Genomic DNA, 25,380 nt, shown 5'->3' on the forward strand with positions numbered 1-25,380 from the left:
TTTTACTCTCTATTTTTCCAATACTGTATCGCGTCTGCAACGGTAAAGAACGAACCAAAAATAATCAGCGCTGAGTTGTCATCTTGCTCTGGAAGCATTGCATCTAGTGCCGCAAAAACACTTTGAAACGCTAGGATCTCTTCTTGTTGCGTATTACTCAATGCTTGGCGCATATTTTCTGCGCTTTCAGCGCGTGGTCCATTGAGGGCTGCACATGTCCAACTATCGACTGCATCACCTAGCTCATCGATCACCGCAGCTTTATCTTTATCAGCAAGCATAGCGACTAAGGCGTTAATTTTAAAGCCCTGATTTTTTAGGTTAAGCAACTTTGTACGTAAATAGCGTGCAGATTCAGGGTTGTGCGCTACATCAGTGTACACCAAAGGTTTGGTACTTAATTTCTGAAAGCGACCTTCCACTTGCAAGCTATCCAGCACCTCACGTACCTTTTGCTCAGCAGGTAATAAATTCAAGTGTGCTAAGGCAGTCAGGGCAGTGGCAACATTTTGTGCAGGGATTGCAGGTTGAGAAAGCGTAAGATCATAATCTAGATACTGCCAACGCAGGCCACTTTCAAGAGGGGTAAAATAGAAATCGCGCTTGGATAAAACCATTTCAGCCTCAATTTCTAAACCGTAATCCGTCACAGTATGGGGAATATTCAAATCGCCTACAATTGCAGGTGTGTTGGTTCTGAAAATACCGGCTTTATCATAACCAACCAGTTCGCGTGTATCGCCCAAATACTCTTTATGATCAAGATCTATCGTAGTGATAATACTGGCATATGGTGTGACAATATTGGTTGCGTCGTATCGACCACCTAGGCCCACTTCAAGTAACACATAGTCCACTTCGTAGCGCTTAAAAAGTGCAAGCGCACCTAATGTACCATATTCAAAGTACGTCAACTGCGTCTCGCCTCTACCCTGTTCTAGCTGACAGAAAGCATCTACGTGATCTTGATCCGCTAATTCTTGGCCATTGATACGAACTCGTTCGTTATAACGAATAAGATGAGGGGATGCGTATGTACCAACTGAATAGCCTTGAGCTAACAGCATCGCTTCCAAACAGCGCGCGGTTGTGCCCTTGCCATTGGTTCCACCAATTAAGATGATTTTACTGGGTGTGTCTAGTAAGTGAATATTATTGGCGACTTGAGCAACACGTTCTAACCCCATCTCAATGTTGGCCGGGTGTAGTTGCTCTAAATAACAAAGCCAATCATCTAAACTCGATGATTGGCTAGGTTTGATGTGTGACATAGCTAGCTCAATTTCGAAAAATTTACGCTACTCTATGCTCTTGTTCTGTAGAAGGCAAGTCCATAAACTTAGAAATCATACGTGCTAGAGAGTCACGCATTTCACGACGGTCAATAATCACATCAATAGCACCGTGCTCTAGTAAAAATTCACTGCGCTGGAACCCTTCAGGTAAGGTTTCACGTACTGTTTGCTCGATAACACGAGGGCCAGCAAAACCGATCAATGCTTTTGGTTCACCCACGTTGATGTCACCTAGCATTGCTAATGAAGCTGATACACCACCCATAGTTGGGTTGGTTAACACAGAGATAAACGGTAGGCCCTGCTCGCTCATTTTTGCAAGTGCAGCACTGGTTTTAGCCATTTGCATTAGTGAGAATAACGCTTCTTGCATTCGTGCACCGCCTGATGCAGAGAAACAAATTAAAGGCATATTATGCTCAAGACACTCATTGACGGCTGCTACAAAACGCGCACCTACAACAGATGCCATAGAGCCGCCCATAAATGAGAATTCAAATGCAACGGCAGCAACTGGCATACCTTTCAAGCGACCTTTCATCGCGATCAAAGCATCTTTTTCACCGCTGACTTTTTGTGCTGCGGTGATACGGTCTGAGTACTTTTTAGAATCTTTAAATTTGAGCACATCTTGAGGCTCAAATTGTGTACCTAATTCAACTAGCTCACCATCATCTAGGAAACGTGTTAGACGTTCACGAGCTGAAATACGCATATGATGATCACATTTAGGGCATACATATAGCGACTTTTCTAGTTCAGCTTTATATAAGATGGAATCACAGGCCGTACACTTTGCCCAGACACCTTCCGGTACCTCTTTCTTACCTGCCGATTTAGCAGCTTTAGGCAAGATTTTTTCTAACCAACTCATTGGCAACTCTCTTGTCTTTATTCTGTATATTAGTCTGTGCACACAGACAGATTTTCCCAATTAAAACATGTTTAAGGCAACAGCGGTATAAAAAACTGGTCTTAGTAGTCTTAACAAGTAATAGACGTATGAGGAACTGATATTTTAATGTACACAACACAGACAGCTACTTGCTAAATTTAAATAGCTTATGCAGGACTACCAGCTTCTCAGTAATTTTTATTTTTTAATCTCGACTTCTGGCAAAAATAGCGGGCCCACAGACATTTTCGGGATCCCCCACTTTTCTGGGTAATCAACATCAACTAGGTATAGACCATTAGGTTTTGCTGTCGCACTGGCCTGTGTTCTATCTTTTACTGCCAACAATTCAGCCATCCACTCTGGCGACTGCTCACCAATTCCAATATCTAGCAAGCACCCTGTGATATTTCTAACCATATGGTGTAAAAATGCATTCGCTTTGATGTCTATGACGACATAGTCTCCAAATCTGTTGACCTGAAGGTGGTGAATGTTTCGAAAAGGTGTATTTGACTGGCAATGTACTGCTCTGAAAGAGGTAAAATCTTGTTCACCCAGCATATGTGGACATGCAGCCTGCATTCTTTCAACATCTAGGGGATAGTGAAAGTGCGTTACCCCATTCCTTAAAATACCAGGGCGATAAGTATGGTTGTATATCACATAACGATATCGCCTTGCTGTGGCACTAAAGCGTGCATGGAATTCGTCATCAACCTGTTGGGCAAATCGTACCGCAATGTCATCCGGTAATTGCGAGTTCATACCAAGTGTAAATGCACTCATTTCGCGCTCGGCATCGGTATCAAAATGTACTAATTGCCCAGTGGCATGTACACCAGCATCCGTTCGACCTGCGCAAACAATTTCGACGGGATGGTTACAGATCCGCGAAAGCGCTGTTTCAATTTCTTCTTGGACACTACTTACATGACTTTGACGCTGCCAACCTGAGTAGTTGCCACCGTTATACTCGATACCTAGTACTACACGCATACACTTGCAAACTCTTCACTAAATTATAGCCGGGCATTTTATGCTATTGGCAAGGGGAAGAAAAGCAAAGGGGGCGATATCGCCCCCTTTGTTAATTATCCAACACTATTTTATTTGCTCTTTTAGCAATCGGGCTTCCGCTTGTACCGACTCAGGACCATTCTCCATGACTTCCTCCAAGGCTGAAACTGCCGAGTCAAAGTCTTCTATTTCAAGATATGCCCGTGCTAAGTCTAGCTTTGCTGAGAAGCCATCTTCTTCTAGATCAACATCTTTAGGGTTATCTCCCGCTAGTAAATCTTCAAAGTCATCTAGACCGACATCCATATTTGGTTCTTGATAAGGCTCCTCTGTGGTAAGAACATCATCGCTTTGTGCAATCAAGTCTTCAATTTCCACAAAGTCTTCCGGCATTGATTGTTCGTGGTTTTGCTCTAAATCTTCTTCAATCTCGAACTGTTCATCTAAGTCTTCACTTAACAATGCATCAAAGTCGACTTCCAATTCTGGCTCTTGTTCATTTCCAGCCAGATCTTCTGGCTCGGCATATTCATCCAATAAAGCATCAAAATCCGTACCTTCTAAATCTGCCATAAATTCATCTTCGATGGCACTTTCATCAATATCTATCGAACTTTCTTGCTCATCGTTGCCCGCTTCTGCAACTTCTTCTAATTCCGCTAAAAATGCATCTGGGTTAATGCTGGTTTCTTGAGCGGTTGCTGATTCTAACGTCGCTATTTCATCATTTTCATTCGATGAATACGTTTCTGAGCTTTCAGCTTCTAAAGAGGCCAATGCAGCAGACTCATCAAAAGGCGTCTCTAGATCGATTTCCAACTCTTGTTCAGCCATTGGAAGATCTGTACTTTGAGGAGCTTCACTACTCGGTAATTCCTCATCCATTGCAGCTAGCGCCGCATCTTCATCAAAAGGCGTATCTAGATCTATGCCCAAGTCACCCAATTCATCTTCAGCTACGGGAGATAGCTCACTCTCACCACTCTCTGTAACAGGAGTCTGCGTCGCATCATCACTAATATTACTTTCAGAGATAGCACTTGGAGCTTCATCAAAGTCATCGAATAAATCATCTAGTTCATCACCAAAAGACTCTTCTAAATCGCCTTCAATGTTTGCATTTAAGTCACGTTGGCTATCTAAGCTCTGTGCTAATTGGCGCTCAGTTTCACTCATTCCCTCTGGTAGAGGCCCATCATCTAATGAAATTTCCGGCTCACCAACTTCTTCTAATTCAAGCTCAGGGTAACTTTCTAACTGCGCACTTGGTGTTACAAAATCTTCCTCTGGAAGAGATTCCTCCGCAAGTAAATCTACTTCATCACCAAGAGGATCATCACCTAAGTCGATCTCAACATCTTCAGCCATCAGCTCCTCATCGAGAGAAGCAAGCTCTGCTTCAGCCTCCAACGCATCTAACATGTCGTCGACATTTTGTGGTTCGGTACTTTCGATGTCTTGTAAAAGTTCGCTCGGCTCGATTTCCAGCTCTAGCTCTGCTTCTAGTTCTGGCTCTGCTTCTAGTTCAAGCTCATCTTCTAGTTCAAGCTCAGCTTCGAGTTCTGGCTCTGCTTCGAGTTCTGACTCAGCTTCTAGTTCAAGCTCCTCTTCGAATTCAAGCTCAGCTTCGAGTTCAAGCTCATCTTCGAGTTCTGGCTCTGCTTCAAATTCTGGCTCTGCTTCTAGTTCTGGCTCTGCTTCTAGTTCTGGCTCAGCTTCGAGTTCTGGCTCATCTTCGAGTTCTGGCTCAGCTTCTAGTTCTGGCTCATCTTCGAGTTCTGGCTCAGCTTCAAATTCTGGCTCTGCTTCGAGTTCTGGCTCTGCTTCTAGTTCTGGCTCTGCTTCTAGTTCTGGCTCTGCTTCTAGTTCTGGCTCTGCTTCTAGTTCTGGCTCTGCTTCTAGTTCTGGCTCTGCTTCTAGTTCTGGCTCTGCTTCTAGTTCAAGCTCATCTTCTAGTTCTGGCCCAGCTTCTAGTTCTGGCTCTGCTTCGAGTTCTGGCTCTGCTTCTAGTTCTGGCTCTGCTTCTAGTTCAAGCTCATCCTCTAGTTCTGGCCCAGCTTCTAGTTCTGGCTCAGCTTCTAGTTCTGGCTCAGCTTCGAGTTCTGGCTCAGCTTCGAGTTCTGGCTCTGCTTCGAGTTCTGGCTCTGCTTCGAGTTCTGGCTCAGCTTCTAGTTCTGGCTCAGCTTCTAGTTCTGGCTCTGCTGCTAGTTCTGGCTCTGCTTCGAGTTCTGGCTCTGCTTCGAGTTCTGGCTCTGCTTCAAGTTCTGGCTCAGCTGCTAGTTCTGGCTCATCTTCGAGTTCCGGCTCTGCTGCTAGTTCTGGCTCAGCTGCTAGTTCCGGCTCTGCTTCTAGTTCCGGCTCAGCTGCTAGTTCCGGCTCAGCTGCTAGTTCCGGCTCTGCTTCTAGCTCTGGCTCTGCTTCTAGTTCTGGCTCAGCTTCAGCAAGTGAAGCGCCTTTCGCCTCAGGGACATTTTCATCTTCACCTAGCATGCCATCCAAATGGCCTACTTCAACATTTGAGGTGATAATCGACCCTTCCTGATCAAGGCCATCTTCACCTTCTAGCTCTGCAAACTCTGTATCAGTATCTAAGTTCGGTGTTTCTTCGCCAATGTCTGCTAACAGGTCGTCAACATCACCAAGGTCATCTTCACCTTCTGGCTCTGTAAACTCTGTGTCGGCCTCTAAGCTCGGCGCTTCTTCGCCAATATCTGCTAAAAGGTCCTCAACATCACCAAGGTTATCTTCACCTTCTGCCTCTGCAAACTCTGTGTCGGCCTCTAAGCTCGGTGCTTCTTCGTTAATATCTGCTAAAAGGTTGTCAACATCACCAAGGTCATCTTCACCTTCTAGCTCTGCAAACTCTGTGTCAGTATCTAAGCTTGGTGATCCTTCGCCAATGTCTGCTAACAGGTCGTCAACGTCACCAAGATCGCCTTCTGTCAGCTCACTGTCAGCTTCTAAGCTCGGTGCTTCTTCGCCAATGTCAGCTAAAAGGTCGTCAACATCACCAAGATCATCTTCACCTTCTGGCTCTGCAAACTCTGTGTCGGCCTCTAAGCTCGGTGCTTCTTCGCCAATGTCAGCTAACAGGTCGTCAACATCTCCAAGATCATCTTCACCTTCTAGCTCTGCAAACTCTGTGTCGGCCTCTAAGCTCGGTGCTTCTTCGCCAATGTCAGCTAACAGGTCGTCAACATCACCAAGATCATCTTCACCTTCTGGCTCTGCAAACTCTGTGTCGGCCTCTAAGCTCGGTGCTTCTTCGCCAATGTCAGCTAAAAGGTCTTCAACATCTCCAAGATCATCTTCACCTTCTGGCTCTGCAAACTCTGTGTCAGTATCTAAGCTTGGTGCTTCTTCGCCAATGTCTGCTAACAGGTCGTCAACGTCACCAAGATCGCCTTCGGTCGCTAATTCTGTCAGCTCACTGTCAGCTTCTAGGCTCGGTGTTTCTTCGCCAATGTCTGCTAACAGGTCGTCAACGTCACCAAGATCGCCTTCAGTCGCTAATTCTGTCAGCTCACTGTCAGCTTCTAAGCTTGGTGTTTCTTCGCCAATGTCTGCTAAAAGGTCATCAACATCACCAAGGCTATCTTCACCTTCTGGCTCTGCAAACTCTGTTTCGGCCTCCAAGCTCGGCGCTTCTTCACCAATATCTGCCAACAGATCGTCAACGTCCCCTAGATCGTCTTCATCTGCAGGCTCTGAAAATTCAGTTTCGCTGCTCGCCTGAGCTAAAAGCGCATCAATATCTTCTTCACCTGCAAGCTCACTTTCTTGTTCAGCTTGAGATATTAAATCATCAATATCTTGCTGCTCTTCACTTACTTGCTGCTGCGCATCTTCAAGCAAACCATCAACATCATCTATTTCCAAACCATCTTCTTCGATACCTAGATCATCTTCATCTAACGCACCATCCAGTAGGTCGTCAATATCATCAGCACTTAAGATGCTATCATTATCAACTGTTTCTTCAGTAGCCGGAGTTTCTGTTTCCGTCTCTTCAATTAAGCTATCAATGTCATCTAAATCTAGCTCATCATCACCCGCAGGCTCTGATTCTGGCTCTTCAGCCAGCTCTTCACTTAGTGCAGCTAGTGCATCGTCACTTACATCCAGCGTATCATCTTGCTCGTCACCAACTTCATTGAATAGGTCATCTATATCATCGGCACTAAGAATGTCATCACTGTCTGAGGCTGCATCTTCTACGTCTAGTGTGACTTCATCACCCAGTGCATCATCAGTTGAATCAAAGCTCTGCTGTAAGAAATCATCTATATCGTCTGACGATTCTTCCGAAGACGACTCGTCATCGAACACAATGTCATCATTTAACAAACTGTCCAGCTCGTCCTGATCGAGCGTACTGCTTCCCGTCTCAAACCCGTCATCGTCATCATCTAAAGAATCAAAAACGATATCATCGTCTTCAGGTAAAATATCATCATCAAGCTGGATACTTTCATCTAGCGGTGCAACATCATCTGTGACTGGCATGTCAAGATCAAGAGGGTCTGCCGCCGCGGCAGCAGCTCCCGTAGCTGCTGCAGCTGCAACTGGCGCTTGAGGTAAGAATTCATCGTCTTCAGCACTCGATTCAGCTGCCTGTTTGCGTTTACGCATAAAGAACACCAACCCGCCAATAACTAACAACGCAGGAATTGTTGCGAGTAAGGCAATTACGATGGGGTTTGATAACGTTTTGCTTAAGCTCGACTCTTGCTCAGCCATTTTGTCAGCTTCTTGCTGTGCGATCATTTCGCTTTGCATATCAATTACAACTTTCAACTGCTGTTGAATTTCGCTGTCTTTGCCAAGTTGATCACGGACATTTTGCAATTCGTCTGAAATATCACTGAGCTGCTTTCTAAGTTGGTTATTCTCTTCCAATATGTCTTCTACATTTTTGACTGAAGACTTAAATTGGTTCTGCAAGTCCAATAGCTTGGAATCCTGCTCCATTCGCAGGTTTCTTAACTGATTAGTAAGTGCTTTTTGAGCCTGTTCTACATCGACTTTACGCGCCTGAGTCACCCGCTTTTGGGCATCATTGATATCAGACTGGCTCAAGGTGCCATTTTTCTTGCGCTCCCATAACGCATCATCTTGATCTGACTTTTGTTTTGCTATGCTAGGGTTGACTCGTCTAATTTCTGCAAGAGTTGGAATACGCAGATACGCCCCATCCCGCATATGGTTGAGGTTTTGGTCTAAAAATGCGCTTGGATTTTTGTCATAGAGGGCTTTCATTACCTGATAAATAGTCACAGAGTCATCAGGTCTAATCTTTTGCGCTAGGCGCCACAAAGTATCTGAAGGTCTAATAGGACCAACTGAACGTCCCTCTAACCCATAATCAACACCCTTGGGACCCTTCAACACTGTGCCATCTTGAGTGTGTGCAGGAGATGTTATGAAAGCCAATGCTAGGATACAAAATAAGGCTAAACCGCGCATGCTGTTCCTTTGTTTAAGGTGACCACTTACTCAACCAGTAAGTGAATAATAAATTTGCTCATCTTTGCTTTTTGCAAGCTCTATTCCAATTGCAAACTATAAACCAGTTATAAGGGAATATCCATTGTCTGTGTATTGATTCTTAACATCGTACTAATACTTTATAATTAGAATGAAATTGTTTTATAAATCAGGGAGGTGGTAAAAGAAGGATTTGTGTAACCAGTGAGGCAAAACGCTGCCATCGCATTTTGCCTCTGAGTATTACTAAAGATAGTTTGCAACGAGTTCTTCTGCTATTTGCACACTGTTTGTTGCCGCACCTTTACGAGTGTTGTCAGATACAACCCACAAATTTAGTCCCATTGGATGTGAGATATCCGCGCGTAATCGACCCACGTAAACCGTATCATTACCACTCGCATCACTCACAGGCGTTGGATAATCTTCTTCACCTTCAATCAGCTCAATACCCGGTGCATCAGTAAGTAATTGTTTAATATGCTCTAAATCGTACGGCATACGAGTTTCTAAGTGGATCGCTTCGGCATGACCAAAAAACACAGGAACTCGCACAGCGGTTGGATTAACCATCACGCTGCTATCACCCAATATTTTTTGCGTTTCCCAAACCATTTTCATTTCTTCTTTGGTGTAGCCATTTTCCTGAAAAGCATCAATTTGTGGGATCACATTGAATGCAATTTGTTTCGGAAAAACTTCGTTTTCCATTGGTCTTGCATTCATAAGGTTCGCTGTTTGTTTTGCCAATTCATCTACCGCTTCTTTTCCTGCGCCCGAAACAGCTTGGTATGTTGAAACATTTATACGGTCAATGCCATACGCATCATAAATCGGCTTTAATGCCACCAGCATTTGAATTGTTGAACAATTTGGATTGGCGATAATATTGCGATTCCTGAAATCAGCAAGGCTAGCTGCATTTACTTCAGGCACCACAAGTGGCACGTCATAGTCATATCTAAAATGCGACGTATTGTCTATCACTACACAGCCTGCTTCGGCTGCTATCGGCGCGTATTTTTCGGAAACGCTCCCACCAGCTGAGAACAAACCTATATGTGCTTGCGCAAAGTCAAACTCTTCCACATCTAAAACTGTGACTTTTTCGCCCATAAAATCGATTTCTTCACCTGCACTGCGACTACTAGCAAGGGGATAGAGCTTATCGACTGGAAACTTTCTTTCCGCCAATGTTTCAATGATTTGCTTACCAACTAGGCCTGTTGCACCCAGTACCGCCACGTTAAATTTCTGCGACATTTTTATTCCTCATTCATTTCTACTTGAAAGCCGAGTTGTTGCAATCTCTGCGTATGTGCCAATGGCGTCGATACCTTCAATGTTGAGAACTCTCTTCTCGGAGGGTATTGTTTGCGTAACACGTCAAACCCCTGACTTTCTAAATTGGCTCGCATTAAACCATTATCACGGCGAATATCATAGATCATATGGACAATACGGCCATAATCTCTTTGGCTAAATGTACTGTTGAGATGGCATTGACTTAGAGCTGGTATTGGTAAAAATGCTTCCAGCCGTTTTGTCGCGCTAACACCCAATGTTTTACACAATGCCTGATAAAGCATTTGCGTACCACGCGCTTTGCCTTCTAGGGTATGCCCAGCAATATGAACCGACGTATACAAGCAGTAAGGTATCAGTTCGGTCAGAATATTTGGCTCGTTTTCCCATACATCAAGTACCAACTCCAGTGCTTGACCTGACGTCTTTGCATTTAGCAGGGCCTGATTATCAATAACATCTCCGCGACTCGCATTAATAATTAGCATGCCGGGTTTAAGCTTTTTAATTCTGTCAACGTTTAGTAAATGTTTGGTTTGATGTGCGCCCGTTTTTATTAGTGGCACATGAAATGTAACAAAATCAGCTGATTCAAGCGCGGAATCAATATTAACATGCTCTGGCAGGGTTCCCTGTTCTGCGCGAATAGGGTCACACAAAATTAACTCGATACCACTGTGTGCTAATTTTTCTCGCAAACAGTTCCCAATATTACCCACCCCGACAATCGCTAACTTTTTGCCACGTAACTCAACATCACGATCTTGGCTATATGCATATAAAGCGCTTATAACGTATTCGGCAACAGCGACAGCATTGCACCCTGGTGCACTCGAAAAAGCAATTTCACGCTCAGCTAGGTATGCCTGATCGATGTGATCAACGCCTATCGTAGCTGTACCAACAAACTTAAGCTTGTTCGCTTTGCTTAGTAATTGCTGGTCAACTTGCGTAATTGAACGAGTTAACAACACATCTGCTTCTTGCACTTGCTCTGCAGCAATATTACGTCCATCAAAGCGCACTACTTCACCAAAGCTTGAGAAAAACTCTTCCACCAAAGGCATATTTTGATCAGCCAAGATCTTCATTTAAATTATTCCTAAACATCGCACGGAGCTATATTGTAACCCACCTGTCGCACAGACCCTAGTTCCGCCTTGCGCCTATGCCTAGCGCGACAAACATCAAGCAGAGTAAAAACAACACCAATAGTTTTACACTTGGTTGTTCTGCGACATTCACCAAAGGGCTAAACACAAAAGCTTGAACATTACACCAAGCCAAGAAAAATGCCGTGTACAGCGCACCGCCATAGGCGTAACACGCGCAAACTACACTACTGAGACAGTTAATAAAAATAGCGTACTCAAAAGCTTCCACACTCAATAACATCGAAGTAAAAGTAATGACAATGATACATATATTCCCCAATTGCATAAGTAACCTCTCCTTAGGTCTTTTTTGTAATATAGATAAGTTTACAAAATTGGCAATTGAACAATTTTTAAGTCCAACATTGCACTGGTATGGTCAAAACTTGGCTTCTAAAATGTTAAATGGAAGGCTTTTTTGCTTGAAATAGCTGGTCAGACAAGCTAGCCTAATCATGTGGTCAGACCTCTAATAAGGAAGAACAACATGACACTTTTATTCACTATCGCTTTGATAGCACTGGTCAGCGCGGCCTGTTATCATCGCGCCAGCTGGAATACCTGCCTAGGTGTTGCAGCAACAACGCTGCTCGTTGGTACTTTTGCCGACGCTTTTGGGGCTTTGTCTTGGCTTATCTTCTTGGCCATTGCAATTCCATTTTCAGTCACCAACATCCGTCAACAATATATAGTTACCCCCCTGTTCAAGGCGTTTAAAAAAGTGACGCCAACCATGTCTGAAACTGAGAAATCAGCAATCGATGCGGGGACAACTTGGTGGGAAGCAGATTTATTTTGCGGCAATCCAAATTGGAATAAATTACATCAATTTGCAAAACCAAGACTCACAGCAGAGGAGCAAGCTTTCTTAAACGGCCCTGTTGAGGAAGTATGTGCCATGCTAGATGACTGGGAAGCTACGCACGAGTTAACCGATTTACCGCAAGAGGTATGGCAGTATTTAAAAGACAATAAGTTCTTTGCCATGATTATCAAAAAGCAGTATGGCGGCCTCGAATTTTCAGCTTATGCACAATCCTGTGTGTTACAAAAGTTAACCAGTAAATCATTATTGCTTTCATCGATTGTGGGCGTGCCTAATTCACTCGGCCCTGGCGAACTATTACAACACTATGGAACACAAGAGCAAAAAGACCACTATTTGCCACGTCTAGCTGCGGGAGACGAGATCCCTTGCTTTGCATTAACATCGCCAGAAGCTGGTTCGGACGCTTCATCTATTCCGGATTTCGGTGTGGTATGTAAAGGCGAATGGGAAGGTAAAGAGACACTGGGTATCCGTTTAACGTGGAACAAGCGTTATATTACGCTCGCACCAGTATCAACCGTACTTGGTCTCGCTTTTAAAATGCAAGATCCAGATGGTTTGCTTGGTGATAAGGAAGACATAGGTATCACCTGTGCACTTATTCCAACCTCTATGCCTGGCGTTGAAATTGGCCGTCGTCATTTTCCATTAAACGTGCCTTTCCAAAATGGACCGACACGCGGAAAAGACGTATTTGTGCCACTCGATTTTATAATTGGCGGACCTAAAATGGCAGGACAAGGCTGGCGTATGCTGGTCGAATGTTTATCCGTTGGCCGTGTTATTACACTTCCTTCTAACTCCACTGGTGGCATTAAAACACTAGCGCTCGCAAGCGGTGCGTACAGCCGTATCCGTCGCCAATTTAAGTTACCAATTGGAAAAATGGAAGGCATCGAAGAAGCTCTATCTAAGCTTGGAGGCTATGCCTACAGTAGTGATGCTGCACTAAGTATGTCGACAGGGGCTGTTGATTCAGGTGAAAAGCCGTCTGTTATTTCTGCCATTCTTAAATACCATTTAACAGAGCAAATGCGTGCTTCCACAATTCATGCTATGGATATTCATGGTGGCAAGGGCATTTGCTTAGGGCCAAATAACTACCTTGGCAGAGGCTATCAGGGTGCGCCTATCGCGATTACCGTAGAAGGGGCTAATATTCTTACGCGTAACATGATCATCTATGGTCAAGGTGCGATACGCTGCCACCCGTTTGTACTTGCTGAACTAAACGCCTGTAATATCAAAGATAAGCAAGAAGCACTAGACAGCTTTGACAAAGCCTTGATGGGCCATATTGGGTTTACTATTTCTAATTTAGTACGCACCAAATGGTTAGCATTAACTGGTGGGCGCTTTACAAGCGTACCGTTTAATGACGAAACAGCTGATTACTATCGAAACGCCGCTCGTTACAGTGCATCATTGGCATTGATGTCAGATATCTGTATGGCTGTATTTGGCGGTTCTCTGAAACGCAAAGAGCGTATTTCTGCGCGACTTGGAGATTTGTTGAGTTATTTATACCTTGTATCTGCCACACTGAAACGATACAACGATGAAGGTCGTAAAAAAGAAGATCTGCCTCTGGTTAAGTGGGCGTGTCAGGAACACTTATACCTCTGTCAGCGTGCCTTAGCTGATCTTATCAACAATATGCCGTCAATGGCATTGCGCGCTGCTCTCAAGCTGGTTTTATTTCCATTCGGCCGTCCGGTGCGTAAGCCAACCGACGAAATGGAACATGACATCGCAAAACTATTGCAAACACCAAATGAGACACGTGATCGCCTTGCAAATTACATCTACACCACTGATGAACCGCTAAATCTAATTGGCAAACAGGAGCAGACACTTAAAGACATCTTAGCTGTAGAGCCTATTTTCGACAAAGTATGTCGTGCCAAAGGACAAAAGCTGCCATTTATGCAGCTAGATAAAATCGCCCAAATGGGATTGGAAAGTGGCATATTAACGCAGCAAGAAGCAGACAGCCTCGCCGCTGTTGAGGCTCAGCGATTGGCTGTGATTAATGTCGATGATTTCGACCCGGCCGAGTTACTGGCTGGCAAAGCGCGTATATTGGATAAAAACGCCGATGCAGCCTAGCCATTAAGTTACAATCTAATAAAAGGCCGGTATCAACGGCCTTTTTTATATTTAGCTCACCAGCACTTTCGCAAGCATAATGGCGACCACAGAAACGGCCCAAACTAATGCAAGGTATCGAGCCGAATGCAGAATGACCCACATCAAAACAGGCGTGACCAAAACCGTCAGTAACTCGAAAAGCCCCAAACCAAAGATGCCGATACCACTGCTCCAAACTGTGAGCGTAACACTAAACACAACAACACATTGGCTGCGCTGCATGCTGTCTAATTTCGATATGCTAGACCAAAACCGACTAAACTGAAGCACCTGTTTATTGGTATCAATCAATAACGTCCCCCACCAGAGTACCGCAAATAGTTGTGCCATAACCACATAGTAACTCTTTAAGTCTGGGCGCTCAGTGACGATTACCCATGTGCACCAATAAGTGAGTATCGTCAGCCCAAATCGCCAGATCAGAACCCATGGCTGCTCCATAGCCCACTGTAACCAATATGTGTAGGTTGATATTCGCTCAAGCTTAACTCCTTGATAATTGCTTGGTAGAAACAAAGAAAGCAAGAGCATTGCAAACAATCCAGCGTAATACACTGTGATCTGCTCGATAAACAACGCCATTCCAAATGCGCTAACTAACACCGCAAACAGAGATATTGGCCGATACAAGAGCGTCATTGCAAGACCAAGTTGTGCCGCCAAAAAAAGTAGTAAATGAGGAACTTGCATCACATTTTGCCAACCCATCGCTAGCGCCATTGCAAGTGCAGCTAAAAATAACACATGACACATTAACAGTAGCCCTTGATCAGCAATCCACTTATGAAGCCGTGAGGTTAATATCGAACTATGATAGTTTCGGTGTGCGGTATCCAATACTGCGCTTTTTAAAGTTTGCAGTAGTAAACTCTGTAGCAACAAAAAACCAAAAGTGACCCGTATCACCTCTGAATCCGTTTCGTATTGAACAATTTTCCCCAACGCGAAAAACACACCCATTGCCAAACTCGGCACATATATGAAAAACAGCGTGCCAAGCAAGAGTGAAAATTCTGCCAACTGCTGGCGAAGTGCTTTTAGTTCAACCCGAAATGCATTTAAACGATATCGATAATAGTGAACCAAGTTTCCCCCTAACTAGCAAACAAGGGTTGAGACACAAAGCCAATATCCAAAAATGGCGCCGGTTCGTGGCAGCTGATCAACAGTTGCCCTTGATAACTGTGTAAATAGGTCAATAGTTTTTCAAGGCTTTGATGATCGAGAGCCGCGCTGGGTTCATCTAAAATCATATAAGGAGTTTGGCGCATCAGTGCATTGATCAACTGCAACTTTTTTTGATTCCCTGAAGACAGAGCTGCATAGGATGTATCTAGGAATGGTGTAAATTGCAACATTTCTATTAGCGCTTCAGGAAAAGTGCATTGCCAACTCTTTTGTGTCATGGACAACAGCTGTCTAGCGGTTAAAAATTCTGGGTATGCGATAGCATCAGATGCCAATGCAACTTTAGTTTGGGGCGACTCGATGAGGCTACCATCATAAAGAATTGTCCCTTTATAAGCTCGGTCGATGCCTGCAATCAATGTAAATAGCGTGCTTTTCCCCAACCCATTGGGTGCTTCTAGACAAACTTTTTGAGCTTCAAATTGAGCCTGATAGTTTTCAAAAATGGGTTTATGAATAAAAACTTTGGTTAAATTTTCTATCTGAATCATATGTGAGCTACTTGTTCTTTTTAGCAAATACTAACAAGCACCTCACCAATGTAGGAACAAAAAAGTGTTGCAAAACATATCAGGCTGGTAAAGTTACAATGTGTTCATCGCTCTGCCCACGTGCTCACTATAAAACGTCTCTATCGCGCCACGTTTTTGCATTGTGACGAAGACCTGACGCCCAGACTCCCCCCCAAATGCGATATTAGTCGGAAACTGGCCTTTTAGTTTTACGGTGTTAACCATTTTGCCTTGCGGTGATAGGATCACCACTTCACCTGCGCCATAACGTGCGATATAGAGATTTCCGCGCTCATCCGTGCGCATACCGTCGAGACCATGGTCATCGAATTGATAGAACAGCTTAGCCTCTCCCAATTGCCCGTTTTGCAAGATGGGAAATGCCCAAATGCGCCTTTGCACACTTTCATTTACATAAAGCACGGCGTTGTCAGGACTCACCTCTATGCCATTAGTGGTACCCATATTCGCTTTTAATCGTTCGACTTGACCATTAGTGCGAATACGCCAGACCTGGCCATTACCCTCTTGCCAATTGGGGTCGCTCGCATACAAGGTGCCATCATCTGTGATTGCGATGTCATTTGGCTGGTTCATCTCTGGCTCATGGGCAAACACAGACACTTGTTTGTCTGGTGTTATTTGTAAAATATTATGCTGCTTGTAATCCGCAACATACATGTTGCCACGTCTGTCAAAACGGATCCCATTGCCGACGCTGCCATTAGGCAGGTTGACGTACAAGGACGCTTGGTTTTGCGCAACAACTTGTCCTATGGTGCCTTGCTCGCTATAGTTAACGGCATAAAGCACCCCCTGTTTATCGACAGCTGGCCCCTCAACCCCAGTAGTAAAGACGCCATCATCAACCCAATCTTGCGCTTGATATAATGGTAATTTCGCGTGTTCGGTACTTTGGCAACCAACCAAAGCCAGCATCAACATTGCACAGCTTACTATCGCCTTCATCTCTCGTTCCTTGTCCAAAAAATTCAGTATGCAACCTGTGCCTAGCATTGTGAATTGAGATTTCTTCACGCAGTTCGCTTGCTATTTAGAATAAATATCGCACTTTAAATATCACGCTGTCTTCATCGGGCTTGGTCCAATTTTGTTTAACGCCCTCAAGCCAAGCTTGTTGACCGATTTGCGTGCGATCTAATGATGTTATATCACGCCCACCTCGGCGATAAACCAAATAAATATCAGAATAGGCCCCTAATCGGTAGCGCAACTTAAACTGAGACATCAATCGTTTATCCTCAAAACTGGTGTCTACTTGATCACGCTTATGCAACATGCCCTCTTGTATCATAAAGACATCTTTGCTCATTGCCTCTAATACTGACCACTGCAAATTCGTTGATAATTCCAAGTTATTTGCCAGCAATGCACTCACCTCTATAGAGTTAACAAAGTATGTACGATCGTATTGTGTGATTTGATTGCGCTCATTTGCGACTAACCACCCATCGCCGCGACGGAAAAAGTTATTAAATTTTATATTCCAGTTTTCATGGGGCATCCATGTCATATCAAGTGCATACTGCTGTGCGTGCCCAGATAACCCCTCTTGGTCGTATTCAATACTCGCTGCCCAACTAAAACCTCCAATGTACGGGCTTTGGTACAAAACTCGACCTTCAACTGCATCAGGTTGCATAAAAGCCTCACTTTGCGCGCCAATATTGTCTTGCCAGCCAGTATCAAGATAGTCAAGATGCACAGTCCATTGCGCCCCATTCGCCATCATGAACTCTGTTCTATACCCTTGTTTGGCAGGTAGTTTTAAACCATTCGCATTGGCTTCATAAGACACCTCAAGGGTGTGCTTAACTCGAGTTAACCAATCATTGCCAATATTCTTTGCATGACTCAATTGCAGCCTGGCATACTGCCAATCATTACGTTTCATATAACCCATATCTCGGTTATTAAACTGCTGATTTAAGCGTAGATATTGCCCGGATATACTGGTGTTTGGCGAAAACTGGTAGCCAATATTGAGAGAGCCGCCATGTCCTGTCTGTCGCGCTTGTTCATCGGTTTGACTGAGCAACAATGCACTTTGAACCGACCACCGCTGGCTTTGATATTGACTATCCCATGCCATGCTTTGTGCCTGCCTGTTGAGCCAAGGTCGCTCTACATGCGTCGCTAAAATACCAGTACGCCAATTTGCAGTGCGATAACTATACCTCCCTGCATAAAAGTGCTTACCCACTGCGTTATCTAAACTATTTTCTCTTACTGCAAAAGCTCCCCACTGATTGTGTGTACCTTGATGAACAAACCGGACTGCGCCATCAATTGGCGTGATCAGCTCTGTACCATCGTCACTGCCAGCACCAATTCTTCTGGTATGGATCAACTTAGTATCTTGCAAAACATCGACATTAAATACACTAATATCTTGAGTGAAAAAAGGCCTTTTATCTGTTCTTAAAGTCTCTACCGCCGAGTAATTCACATCCACATCATCACTGTCTACTTGTGCAAAATCTGGGTTAACAGCCACTGATAGAGTTTGGTTGTGGGACGGTTTATAAAATAAATCAAACCCAGCATCTGACTCACGCTGTTTATTTTGGCGCTCAGTAAAGTGATGTTGATGTGTCACATAGGGAACAAAGCTCAGTTGTGTTTGTGCGGGTATGTGTACCTTAAACTTGGGCATATTTAGAAAAAAGTCACTGTTACCGAGCGTCTGTTTTTGATTTGCATATATCTGGTTAGACTTTAATTCATACAGTTGGATCCCAACACCAATTGACGCAAGGCCTGAGTGCTCCCTATTGGGAGAAAAGGAGACACTGTGCCAAGGAATAAACACTTCGTTACTCCAATAAGTTTCATATTCATAATAGGCACTTTCCCAGTCGCCATCCCAGTCATGATCCGTCGTGCGCTGTGCGGTCACCACAGCATCCTGTCTGCCACCTCCAAGCGTAGTTGCAAATAAGTATGCACTGCTACCATCACCAGAAAAATCTAGGTAAATTCGGTTGAACTCAGCCTGCATAAAACCATCTTGTAAATTGAACTGTTTTTTGCGACTTTTTTGATCTTGGTAGTTGATAATGCCAATGTAAATTCCGGCTTGATCCACAGTTATTTTTGCACTGACTTTATTCTGATATGCCTCGTGAGTTGCCGGCACCACCTGAAAAAAAGTTTCAATGTGCTGCGCTGTTTGCCAAACCGGCTCATCAAGTTTGCCATCTATAATCAGTGAGCTTGCATTGCTTACAGAAATATTTGCACCAATAAGCAAAGCCCCTAAACCCCAGTTAAACGCCCTCATGCAATTTCCCCTTTTGTATAGAAGGCTGTTATATAAGCAAATATTTTGCGTTTAAAAGCTTATGGTTTTCTGAAAAATAGTTTTAATTGGCTGAACAAGATTGACTTTAACCTGAACATGGTTACCTTTGGGTTGAGCCGAATATGACAACAAGGTTGAAAGATGGATCGTGAAAACACTGCTGTTGATGACAGCCCAATACATGCTAGTACACAAACAACCACCCGCTTTCAATTTGCCCATTGGCAATTTTTCAATGACAAAGATGAACTGCATGATATGCAAGCACAGTCTGTGACTAAATTAGAGCCACAAGTTGCCCGCCTGTTGACTCTCTTGATCGCACAGCAGGGCCAAGTCCTTACCAAGGAAACACTGAACAAGTTGTTATGGCCAGATACCATTGTAGAAGCCAATAGCCTTTATCAATTGTTAACCAAACTCAGAAAAGAGTTGCAGGACAATGCCAAGAACCCAAAGTACATTAAAACCGTACCTAAAAAAGGTTACTTGTTTTTACCTTCTGTGTCACCGATAGAGACATTGGAGCAAGCGACACTGGTTGCCACTCAAAATTTGGTTACCACGAGTCAGATACCTAGCTCAAAAACAAACCTATACAAATGTATGCAGTTACTGATGGCAAAAAAGCGCAACTGGGCACTGACACTGTGTGCAGGTGCCTGCTTTAGCACCATTGCATTTTTATCTTCCGCACCGGATACAATAGAACCAACACAATATGAGCGTGAAGATATTACCTATGAATTAGGTGTCGAGTTTAATGTCGCCGCACATATGCAACATGATTTGCTAGCTTATATTGAGCAATTTAATACCTTAAAAATCACGACCAAAGCAGGCCAAAATCAATATTCTCAAACTTTTGATACCCGTATTGCCCACCCAACTTGGCACCCGGATAAAACAAAGTTGGCATTTTGGCAGTATCAAAATGATATGTGCGTTTTGCATATCAGTGATGAACAAGCACGCAGTATACACAGCAGCACGCCCATCCCATGTCACTTGATTCGCCCACCTGTTTGGCAATCTGATAACGAATTGATCTTAACCGTTAGTGACAAAACAGGTAACAGCGCTTACTTATATCGTATTGAACAACAACAGCTAGTCAAAATCCCCTTACCCCAAAAATCAGATGAGAGCTATATTGGCGCAATCCGCGCCTGGGAAGATCAAGTTTACTATGTCATTGTCGATGCCGACCATCATTCGCGGCTGGTCAGCTTGGATGGCAACATTCATATGACTTGGCCTTACCCTCTTTGGTTATTTAACTTCGATCCAGCCAAACAAAGTATTGTCAGTAACGATGGTAGCGCTCACCATAATTTAGTCGCGAAATTGAGAAGCGGCCAAACTTACCCTGTTTTTGCTACATCGCAAGGGATGTTTACAAATTTGTCTATTGATAAAAATGGAGACATATATACAGCAGCGGAAACCTGGCAAGTGAATATTCGAGATCAAGATAACCTGCCCATTTTTTCTAGCTCCAGTCATGACTTTCTCCCCGTGACGAATCCATTAGGTGAAACCGTCTTTATGTCACGTCGAACAGGTCAATGTGAGATTTACTTGCACGCGAACAACCAAGTAAAGCAACTTTCTTTCCATAAGGGATACAAATACGTTAACTTTTTAGCCTGGGATCCGCTATTTAGTAAGATCCTTTCAAATCGAGACAACGAATTAGTACTTTATAATCGAGAAGATGTCCTAGTTAGCTTTAACAGTCAGCATACCAGCGCTCCCCATCAATTTGGCTGGCTTGACGCGCAAAATATTTGGTCCAGTGATACAGAGTTTGTACACACCTTTAACTTGGATGGAGATCTGCTGAGAAAAACCAAGTTTGCTTCTGATTTTTTAATTTTTGATACCAAACAACAGCTCTGGATAGTGCTACAGGGCAACACACTATTTCAATCACAATCGCTGACCAACTTCAACGCGCATAAACAACTTGTATCAGAGCTACCCAGCGATGCCGTGCACATGATTAAAAATCCACGGTTGATTAATGATACGCTTTATTGGCAATCTACTTGGTCAAAAACAGACATCATCTGGAAATTGCCGTTAACGGCACCACACCAAGTCACAAAATTAAAGCAGGAGCCTCTAATTTGGCACTATGATATTGCTCCGGATGGCGCACTAAGAGTTGCTAAAATGGAGTCTGTTGAAGCGGATATAAAACGCATTAAACCTCAACCGAAAAAAACCTGACAAAAAAACCTTTAAGCCAGCTGCAATCAGCTGGCTTGATAAACTTACAAATCAGTATAATCCAATCCCATTCTCCACAATCATTCCACTTTTTCATGATAAAAATATCGCGATGTAATTAAAAATAGTGAAATATACATGATGCGCTCTAAGTATTTGGTACTATCCATGCCATTTTTGCTCACTGCCTGTTTAGATAGCAGTGACAACCGACTCGATATCATAACGCCCGAAGAAACCGTGCAAGTTGACACAGTGCCTAATGTCGCGTTAACTGAGATCAAAACACCCCAACATACTCTTTACCAACCAGGCCAACCTATCTCACTGGACTATTCAATTAGCTCAGAGTTGTTAGAGACTCAAAACATTGGTGTTACCTTTATGGCAATTCCAAAAGACAAAGTCGCGCAGCTTGAAACAGAAGATAAACCCGAAGGTTTTAACCTTGGAGTTCATCACATTGCTCAACTAGAGTCAGGTGCACAAAGCTTCACTGCATCTTTAATGTTTCCAAACCAGCAAATGCCAAGTGGAGAATACTTAATCGGTGCGTATGTCGACAGTGCAAAAATAATTGTCGATGAAGCAAACCTAGACGACAACCGCTCACGCGGCCATGCAGACAATGATTTAGTCACCTATGCTCAAATCACCATGGATGCCGCTCATTATCATGACTTCGTCCTCGATAAAGCCACTGTTGGTGACGGCTTTGCGATGTTTCCAGATATAGGGCAGCGCGAAACTGAGTCTGAAGGTAACCCTAGCCAAAAACACTCTGATATCATCGGTCATATCGACGCCAGCAAATTTGGTAACACTGCAAATGCAGCCGATGTGAGCGCTGAAATCATCATTGAAGACCAAGCGTACACCGCGCACTTTTGGCAAGAAGGCAAAGAGCATTACGCTGAAAAAATGCGTATTACATTTGCCCAATTTGAGCAAAGCCATTACTTCCCATATGACATTGCCATCAATGGTGCTCTTTTACATAAAATCCAGCAGGCATTTGATCCAAATTCGAGCGAGAATACCTTGGATATTCGCTTTACACTCCACGATACCTCAGAATTTGATGAAGCTGATACCAGCAATAACTCCTTCACACTTGAAGTCCCATATAGCCTGTACCAAGATACAACGCCAAGTGATGAGCTGCTCAAAAAGCATAATTTACCAACCAACACCACAGCATCAAATCGCGCCGCTCGTAGCGCTCCTACAGATGAAATGGGGCTGACCATCAGTCAACAAACCTCAGATCAGTTTGTGCTTCTAGACCTGTTTGGCAACACCTATGGTGATAAGTCCAAAGTTGCCGTTGTGCCTAGTTTCTTGTCACTTATCATTCTAAAAGCTACTGACGGAGGGTATGCATGGGCATCATCTGGTGGTGGTTTCGATTTGTACATGTTTGATGACAGCGTCAGTCTATTTTCCGCTGGAGCCAGTGGTATTGCCGACGGGGCAAATGGCACTCTTAGCTACTCAATGGGTGTATCTCTATTAGGCAAGTCTTTAATTGCTGAATCAGACTCTGTTACAGCATTGGATGAAAGCTTTAAACATGACTGGAGCGAGGAACAGAAACTATTTTCGACCACCTTTACTATAGCCATTGTTCCTGTCAGCGTGTCCGCTGGTATCAAGGGAGAAGTTGGTGTTGGTACGGAGCTAAAATATGCAGATCAACGCTTTAGCATTGGCGGCGATATACTTACTGCAAGCTTAGACGCCTATGCTACAGCAGGCATAGATTTGTTGATTGCCAGTGGTGGCATCGGCATCGACTTTTTAATTATTTCGGAGACTCTGTCTGCCACTGCCTACACAGACATCAGCAAAGCTATCAGCGATTCAGAGATAACCTACGGCATTGATGTCAGCAATCACATGAAAGCCATCGAAGGTGAACTCTACCTGTGGGTTAAATATCCAGGCTATGAATTCTGTTGTTCATTCCCAACCAAAACAGCAACAAAAACCCTCTATGACACAGGTGCTTTGTATAATAAAACATGGCAAATGCTGGACTATAGCGACAGTTTTAAATTTTAACCGAGTAAAGTATGAAACGGGCAACCCCTTTATTACTTTGCACATTAACACTGCCATTTGGCAGTGTTAATGCCAGCCAAGAGTGCGCGCGCTGGGGCGAATTTTCTACGCATGCAAGTACAAATATGACCACTCTCAATGTACCAAGTCAAAATAAGCTCTCTGTTACTGGTGATCTAGTTTTCAGGCCACTGCTCAAAGACGAAAAATTTTATTGGCTAGGCTTGCAGCTGTCGTCTGCTGAATTACAGTTGGACAACACCCCAATTCAAGCTCAATACTATCGCGTTCCTTTTGCGGTCAAAATCGCTGCAACATCCGGTGATATTTTAGATTACCACTTTGGTGCCAAGCTTAAACCAGAAGATGAACAAAAACTGATGGCAATTTACCAACAGTTTCATATTGAACATCTCCAGAAATATGACTTGCAGTCACCAAAAATTATTCAAGAAAGTGACAATTTAGGTCGCTATCGAGTTCGATATCAGACGCTGGCTAACAGCGCCGTGCAAAAACAAAAACTCGATTACACTCTAACTACCCAAGGCACCCAGCTATTTGCATTTAAGAAGCCGAAAATAAAACAAGATTTATTCACCTTCAAGACCTCAAAGTGCTGGATAAGTGAACTGCAAGGGTATAATAATACCGTCGTTGAAAGTGATAAGGGCGATATCAATATCAATGTTTCTCAAACCATTCGCTATAGGCAGAAACAAGCTCCTATCCCCACCAACATTGCTTTAATGTCTTTGCCACTTTCACCAGCTAAATGGCCGATATTGCCACTAAATAGTGTTTATCCAAAACCACGTCCAGTACCACTAGATAATGCTAAGATATTTACCCAGTTATTGTTACAAAAAGATCTGCAAGCTCTATCAAGCGACGCCCTCTTACAGTTGCTATATGACAATCAAATTTACTTGAGCACGCTGCACAATTTGATCAAACAAGGGGCATTTGCAGACAAACAGCTGAGTCGTTTATTGCTAATGATAGGAAAGAGCGACTTTGACTATGCCCATCAATTACTGACGGATCTATATCTCGACACAGAACTGGATGCCAACCAGCGCTTTCGCAGTTTAATGGCGCTCAAATACAGTGAACAACCTCTGTCGGCTGAGCTAGTAGATAAGCTTTACAGCCACATCGATAGTTCCGAGTTAACCGCAATCGATGAAAAACTCGCGCGCACAGCGCTGATGGTGCTCGGCGTAATAGCGAGCAATCAAACGGGCAGTGAGTTTGCGCAATCACTGACTGAATCATTGGCTGATAGGCTCATCACCACACGAGATAATAAAAAGCAGGCAACCTTGTTAACTGCACTGGGGAACAGTGCCGATCCAACACACCAAGAAAGCATCTCAAAGTTTTTGCGCAGCGATGATGCTAAGCTCCGCGCAACGGCAGCACAAGCCCTGGGCAATATGCCCAATGAGATCAGTTTGGGTTACTTAGAAAAGTCACTGCAAAGAGAATCTGATCAGCAGACACAGCAAGCATTGCTATCTGCAATGGGTAATAATCAGCTAAATGAAACTCAAGTTAACAAAGTGATTCTGTTTGCGCAAAAACAGCAAGACAACACTGTCCGCGTCGCTGCAATCAATGCTGCTGCGAAACAAATTGGCCACAATCAAGACGTAGTCGACAAACTCAAGCCACTACTTAAGCAGGAGCGTGACCAACAAGTGCTCAGAGCGCTTATGAGCGCGATTCACGGTAATAACTAATACAACAAAGGGCATGGATGCTCTTTTTCTCTTAGCCCTCACCAATCACCCTTTAAGGCCAACGAAAACCAATCTACTGGTAAATAGTAAAAATACAATCAAAAATCAAATATATAGATTAGGAAAAAGTGATCTGGAAAAATAAAAAAGGGAGCAAGAAATTCAGATATTTATA

15 protein-coding genes are annotated in these 25,380 nt (G+C 43.7%); 4 read left to right on the forward strand and 11 right to left on the reverse strand.

Going from position 1 to position 25,380, the window contains the following annotated elements; genetic code table 11:
• Positions 1–2: 2 nt before the first annotated feature.
• The 7 genes from folC to J8M00_RS08635 all read right to left on the reverse strand — a co-directional run bounded on the left by folC (position 3) and on the right by J8M00_RS08635 (position 11,442).
• Positions 3–1,271 (reverse strand): bifunctional tetrahydrofolate synthase/dihydrofolate synthase, encoded by a 1,269-nt coding sequence (gene folC, locus J8M00_RS08605; protein WP_211009852.1) that lies wholly within the window; start codon positions 1,269–1,271, stop codon positions 3–5.
• A gap of 22 nt (positions 1,272–1,293) precedes the next feature.
• Positions 1,294–2,169, reverse strand: coding sequence for an acetyl-CoA carboxylase, carboxyltransferase subunit beta (gene accD / locus J8M00_RS08610; RefSeq protein ID WP_023397192.1), 876 nt, complete (start codon positions 2,167–2,169; stop codon positions 1,294–1,296).
• A gap of 219 nt (positions 2,170–2,388) precedes the next feature.
• Entirely contained in the window at positions 2,389–3,189 is an 801-nt protein-coding gene (truA, locus tag J8M00_RS08615) for a tRNA pseudouridine(38-40) synthase TruA (protein ID WP_211009853.1), read from the reverse strand.
• Between the two features lie 105 nt (positions 3,190–3,294).
• Positions 3,295–8,676, reverse strand: coding sequence for a FimV/HubP family polar landmark protein (locus tag J8M00_RS08620; RefSeq protein ID WP_211009854.1), 5,382 nt, complete (start codon positions 8,674–8,676; stop codon positions 3,295–3,297).
• A 267-nt stretch (positions 8,677–8,943) separates the two neighbouring features.
• Positions 8,944–9,960, reverse strand: a complete 1,017-nt coding sequence (locus J8M00_RS08625) for an aspartate-semialdehyde dehydrogenase (protein ID WP_023401182.1) — start codon at positions 9,958–9,960, stop codon at positions 8,944–8,946.
• Between the two features lie 2 nt (positions 9,961–9,962).
• The gene (locus J8M00_RS08630; RefSeq protein ID WP_211009855.1) at positions 9,963–11,093 is read right to left on the reverse strand and encodes a 4-phosphoerythronate dehydrogenase; all 1,131 of its coding nucleotides are present in this window, start codon (positions 11,091–11,093) and stop codon (positions 9,963–9,965) included.
• Positions 11,094–11,151: 58 nt separating this feature from the next.
• Positions 11,152–11,442, reverse strand: a complete 291-nt coding sequence (locus J8M00_RS08635; protein ID WP_211009856.1) for a DUF6419 family natural product biosynthesis protein — start codon at positions 11,440–11,442, stop codon at positions 11,152–11,154.
• Between the two features lie 201 nt (positions 11,443–11,643).
• On the opposite strand from J8M00_RS08635, the gene fadE reads away from it, so the two are divergent.
• Positions 11,644–14,094, forward strand: a complete 2,451-nt coding sequence (fadE, locus tag J8M00_RS08640) for an acyl-CoA dehydrogenase FadE (protein WP_211009857.1) — start codon at positions 11,644–11,646, stop codon at positions 14,092–14,094.
• A 51-nt stretch (positions 14,095–14,145) separates the two neighbouring features.
• On the opposite strand, the gene J8M00_RS08645 is transcribed toward fadE, so the two are convergent.
• From J8M00_RS08645 to J8M00_RS08660, 4 genes are all read right to left on the reverse strand, one after another.
• Positions 14,146–15,222 carry a DUF6136 family protein gene (locus J8M00_RS08645; protein ID WP_211009858.1) on the reverse strand — a complete coding sequence of 359 codons (1,077 nt, stop codon included), beginning with the start codon at positions 15,220–15,222 and terminating at the stop codon, positions 14,146–14,148.
• 8 nt (positions 15,223–15,230) lie between these two features.
• Positions 15,231–15,815 carry an ABC transporter ATP-binding protein gene (locus J8M00_RS08650; protein ID WP_211009859.1) on the reverse strand — a complete coding sequence of 195 codons (585 nt, stop codon included), beginning with the start codon at positions 15,813–15,815 and terminating at the stop codon, positions 15,231–15,233.
• A gap of 93 nt (positions 15,816–15,908) precedes the next feature.
• Positions 15,909–16,805: an SMP-30/gluconolactonase/LRE family protein gene (locus J8M00_RS08655; RefSeq protein ID WP_211009860.1), complete on the reverse strand. Its 897-nt coding sequence runs from the start codon at positions 16,803–16,805 to the stop codon at positions 15,909–15,911.
• A gap of 85 nt (positions 16,806–16,890) precedes the next feature.
• Positions 16,891–19,140, reverse strand: a complete 2,250-nt coding sequence (locus tag J8M00_RS08660) for a DUF5916 domain-containing protein (RefSeq protein ID WP_247687287.1) — start codon at positions 19,138–19,140, stop codon at positions 16,891–16,893.
• Between the two features lie 162 nt (positions 19,141–19,302).
• On the opposite strand from J8M00_RS08660, the gene J8M00_RS08665 reads away from it, so the two are divergent.
• The 3 genes from J8M00_RS08665 to J8M00_RS08675 all read left to right on the forward strand — a co-directional run bounded on the left by J8M00_RS08665 (position 19,303) and on the right by J8M00_RS08675 (position 25,205).
• Entirely contained in the window at positions 19,303–21,396 is a 2,094-nt protein-coding gene (locus J8M00_RS08665; RefSeq protein WP_211009861.1) for a winged helix-turn-helix domain-containing protein, read from the forward strand.
• Between the two features lie 138 nt (positions 21,397–21,534).
• Complete coding sequence (locus J8M00_RS08670; RefSeq protein ID WP_211009862.1) at positions 21,535–23,460, forward strand: hypothetical protein; 1,926 nt, start codon at positions 21,535–21,537, stop codon at positions 23,458–23,460.
• 11 nt (positions 23,461–23,471) lie between these two features.
• On the forward strand, positions 23,472–25,205 hold the full coding sequence (locus tag J8M00_RS08675; RefSeq protein WP_211009863.1) for a HEAT repeat domain-containing protein: 1,734 nt from the start codon (positions 23,472–23,474) through the stop codon (positions 25,203–25,205).
• The last annotated feature ends 175 nt before the right edge of the window (positions 25,206–25,380 follow it).

It is taken from the genome of Pseudoalteromonas luteoviolacea, from assembly GCF_018100925.1.
GTDB lineage: Bacteria > Pseudomonadota > Gammaproteobacteria > Enterobacterales > Alteromonadaceae > Pseudoalteromonas > Pseudoalteromonas obscura.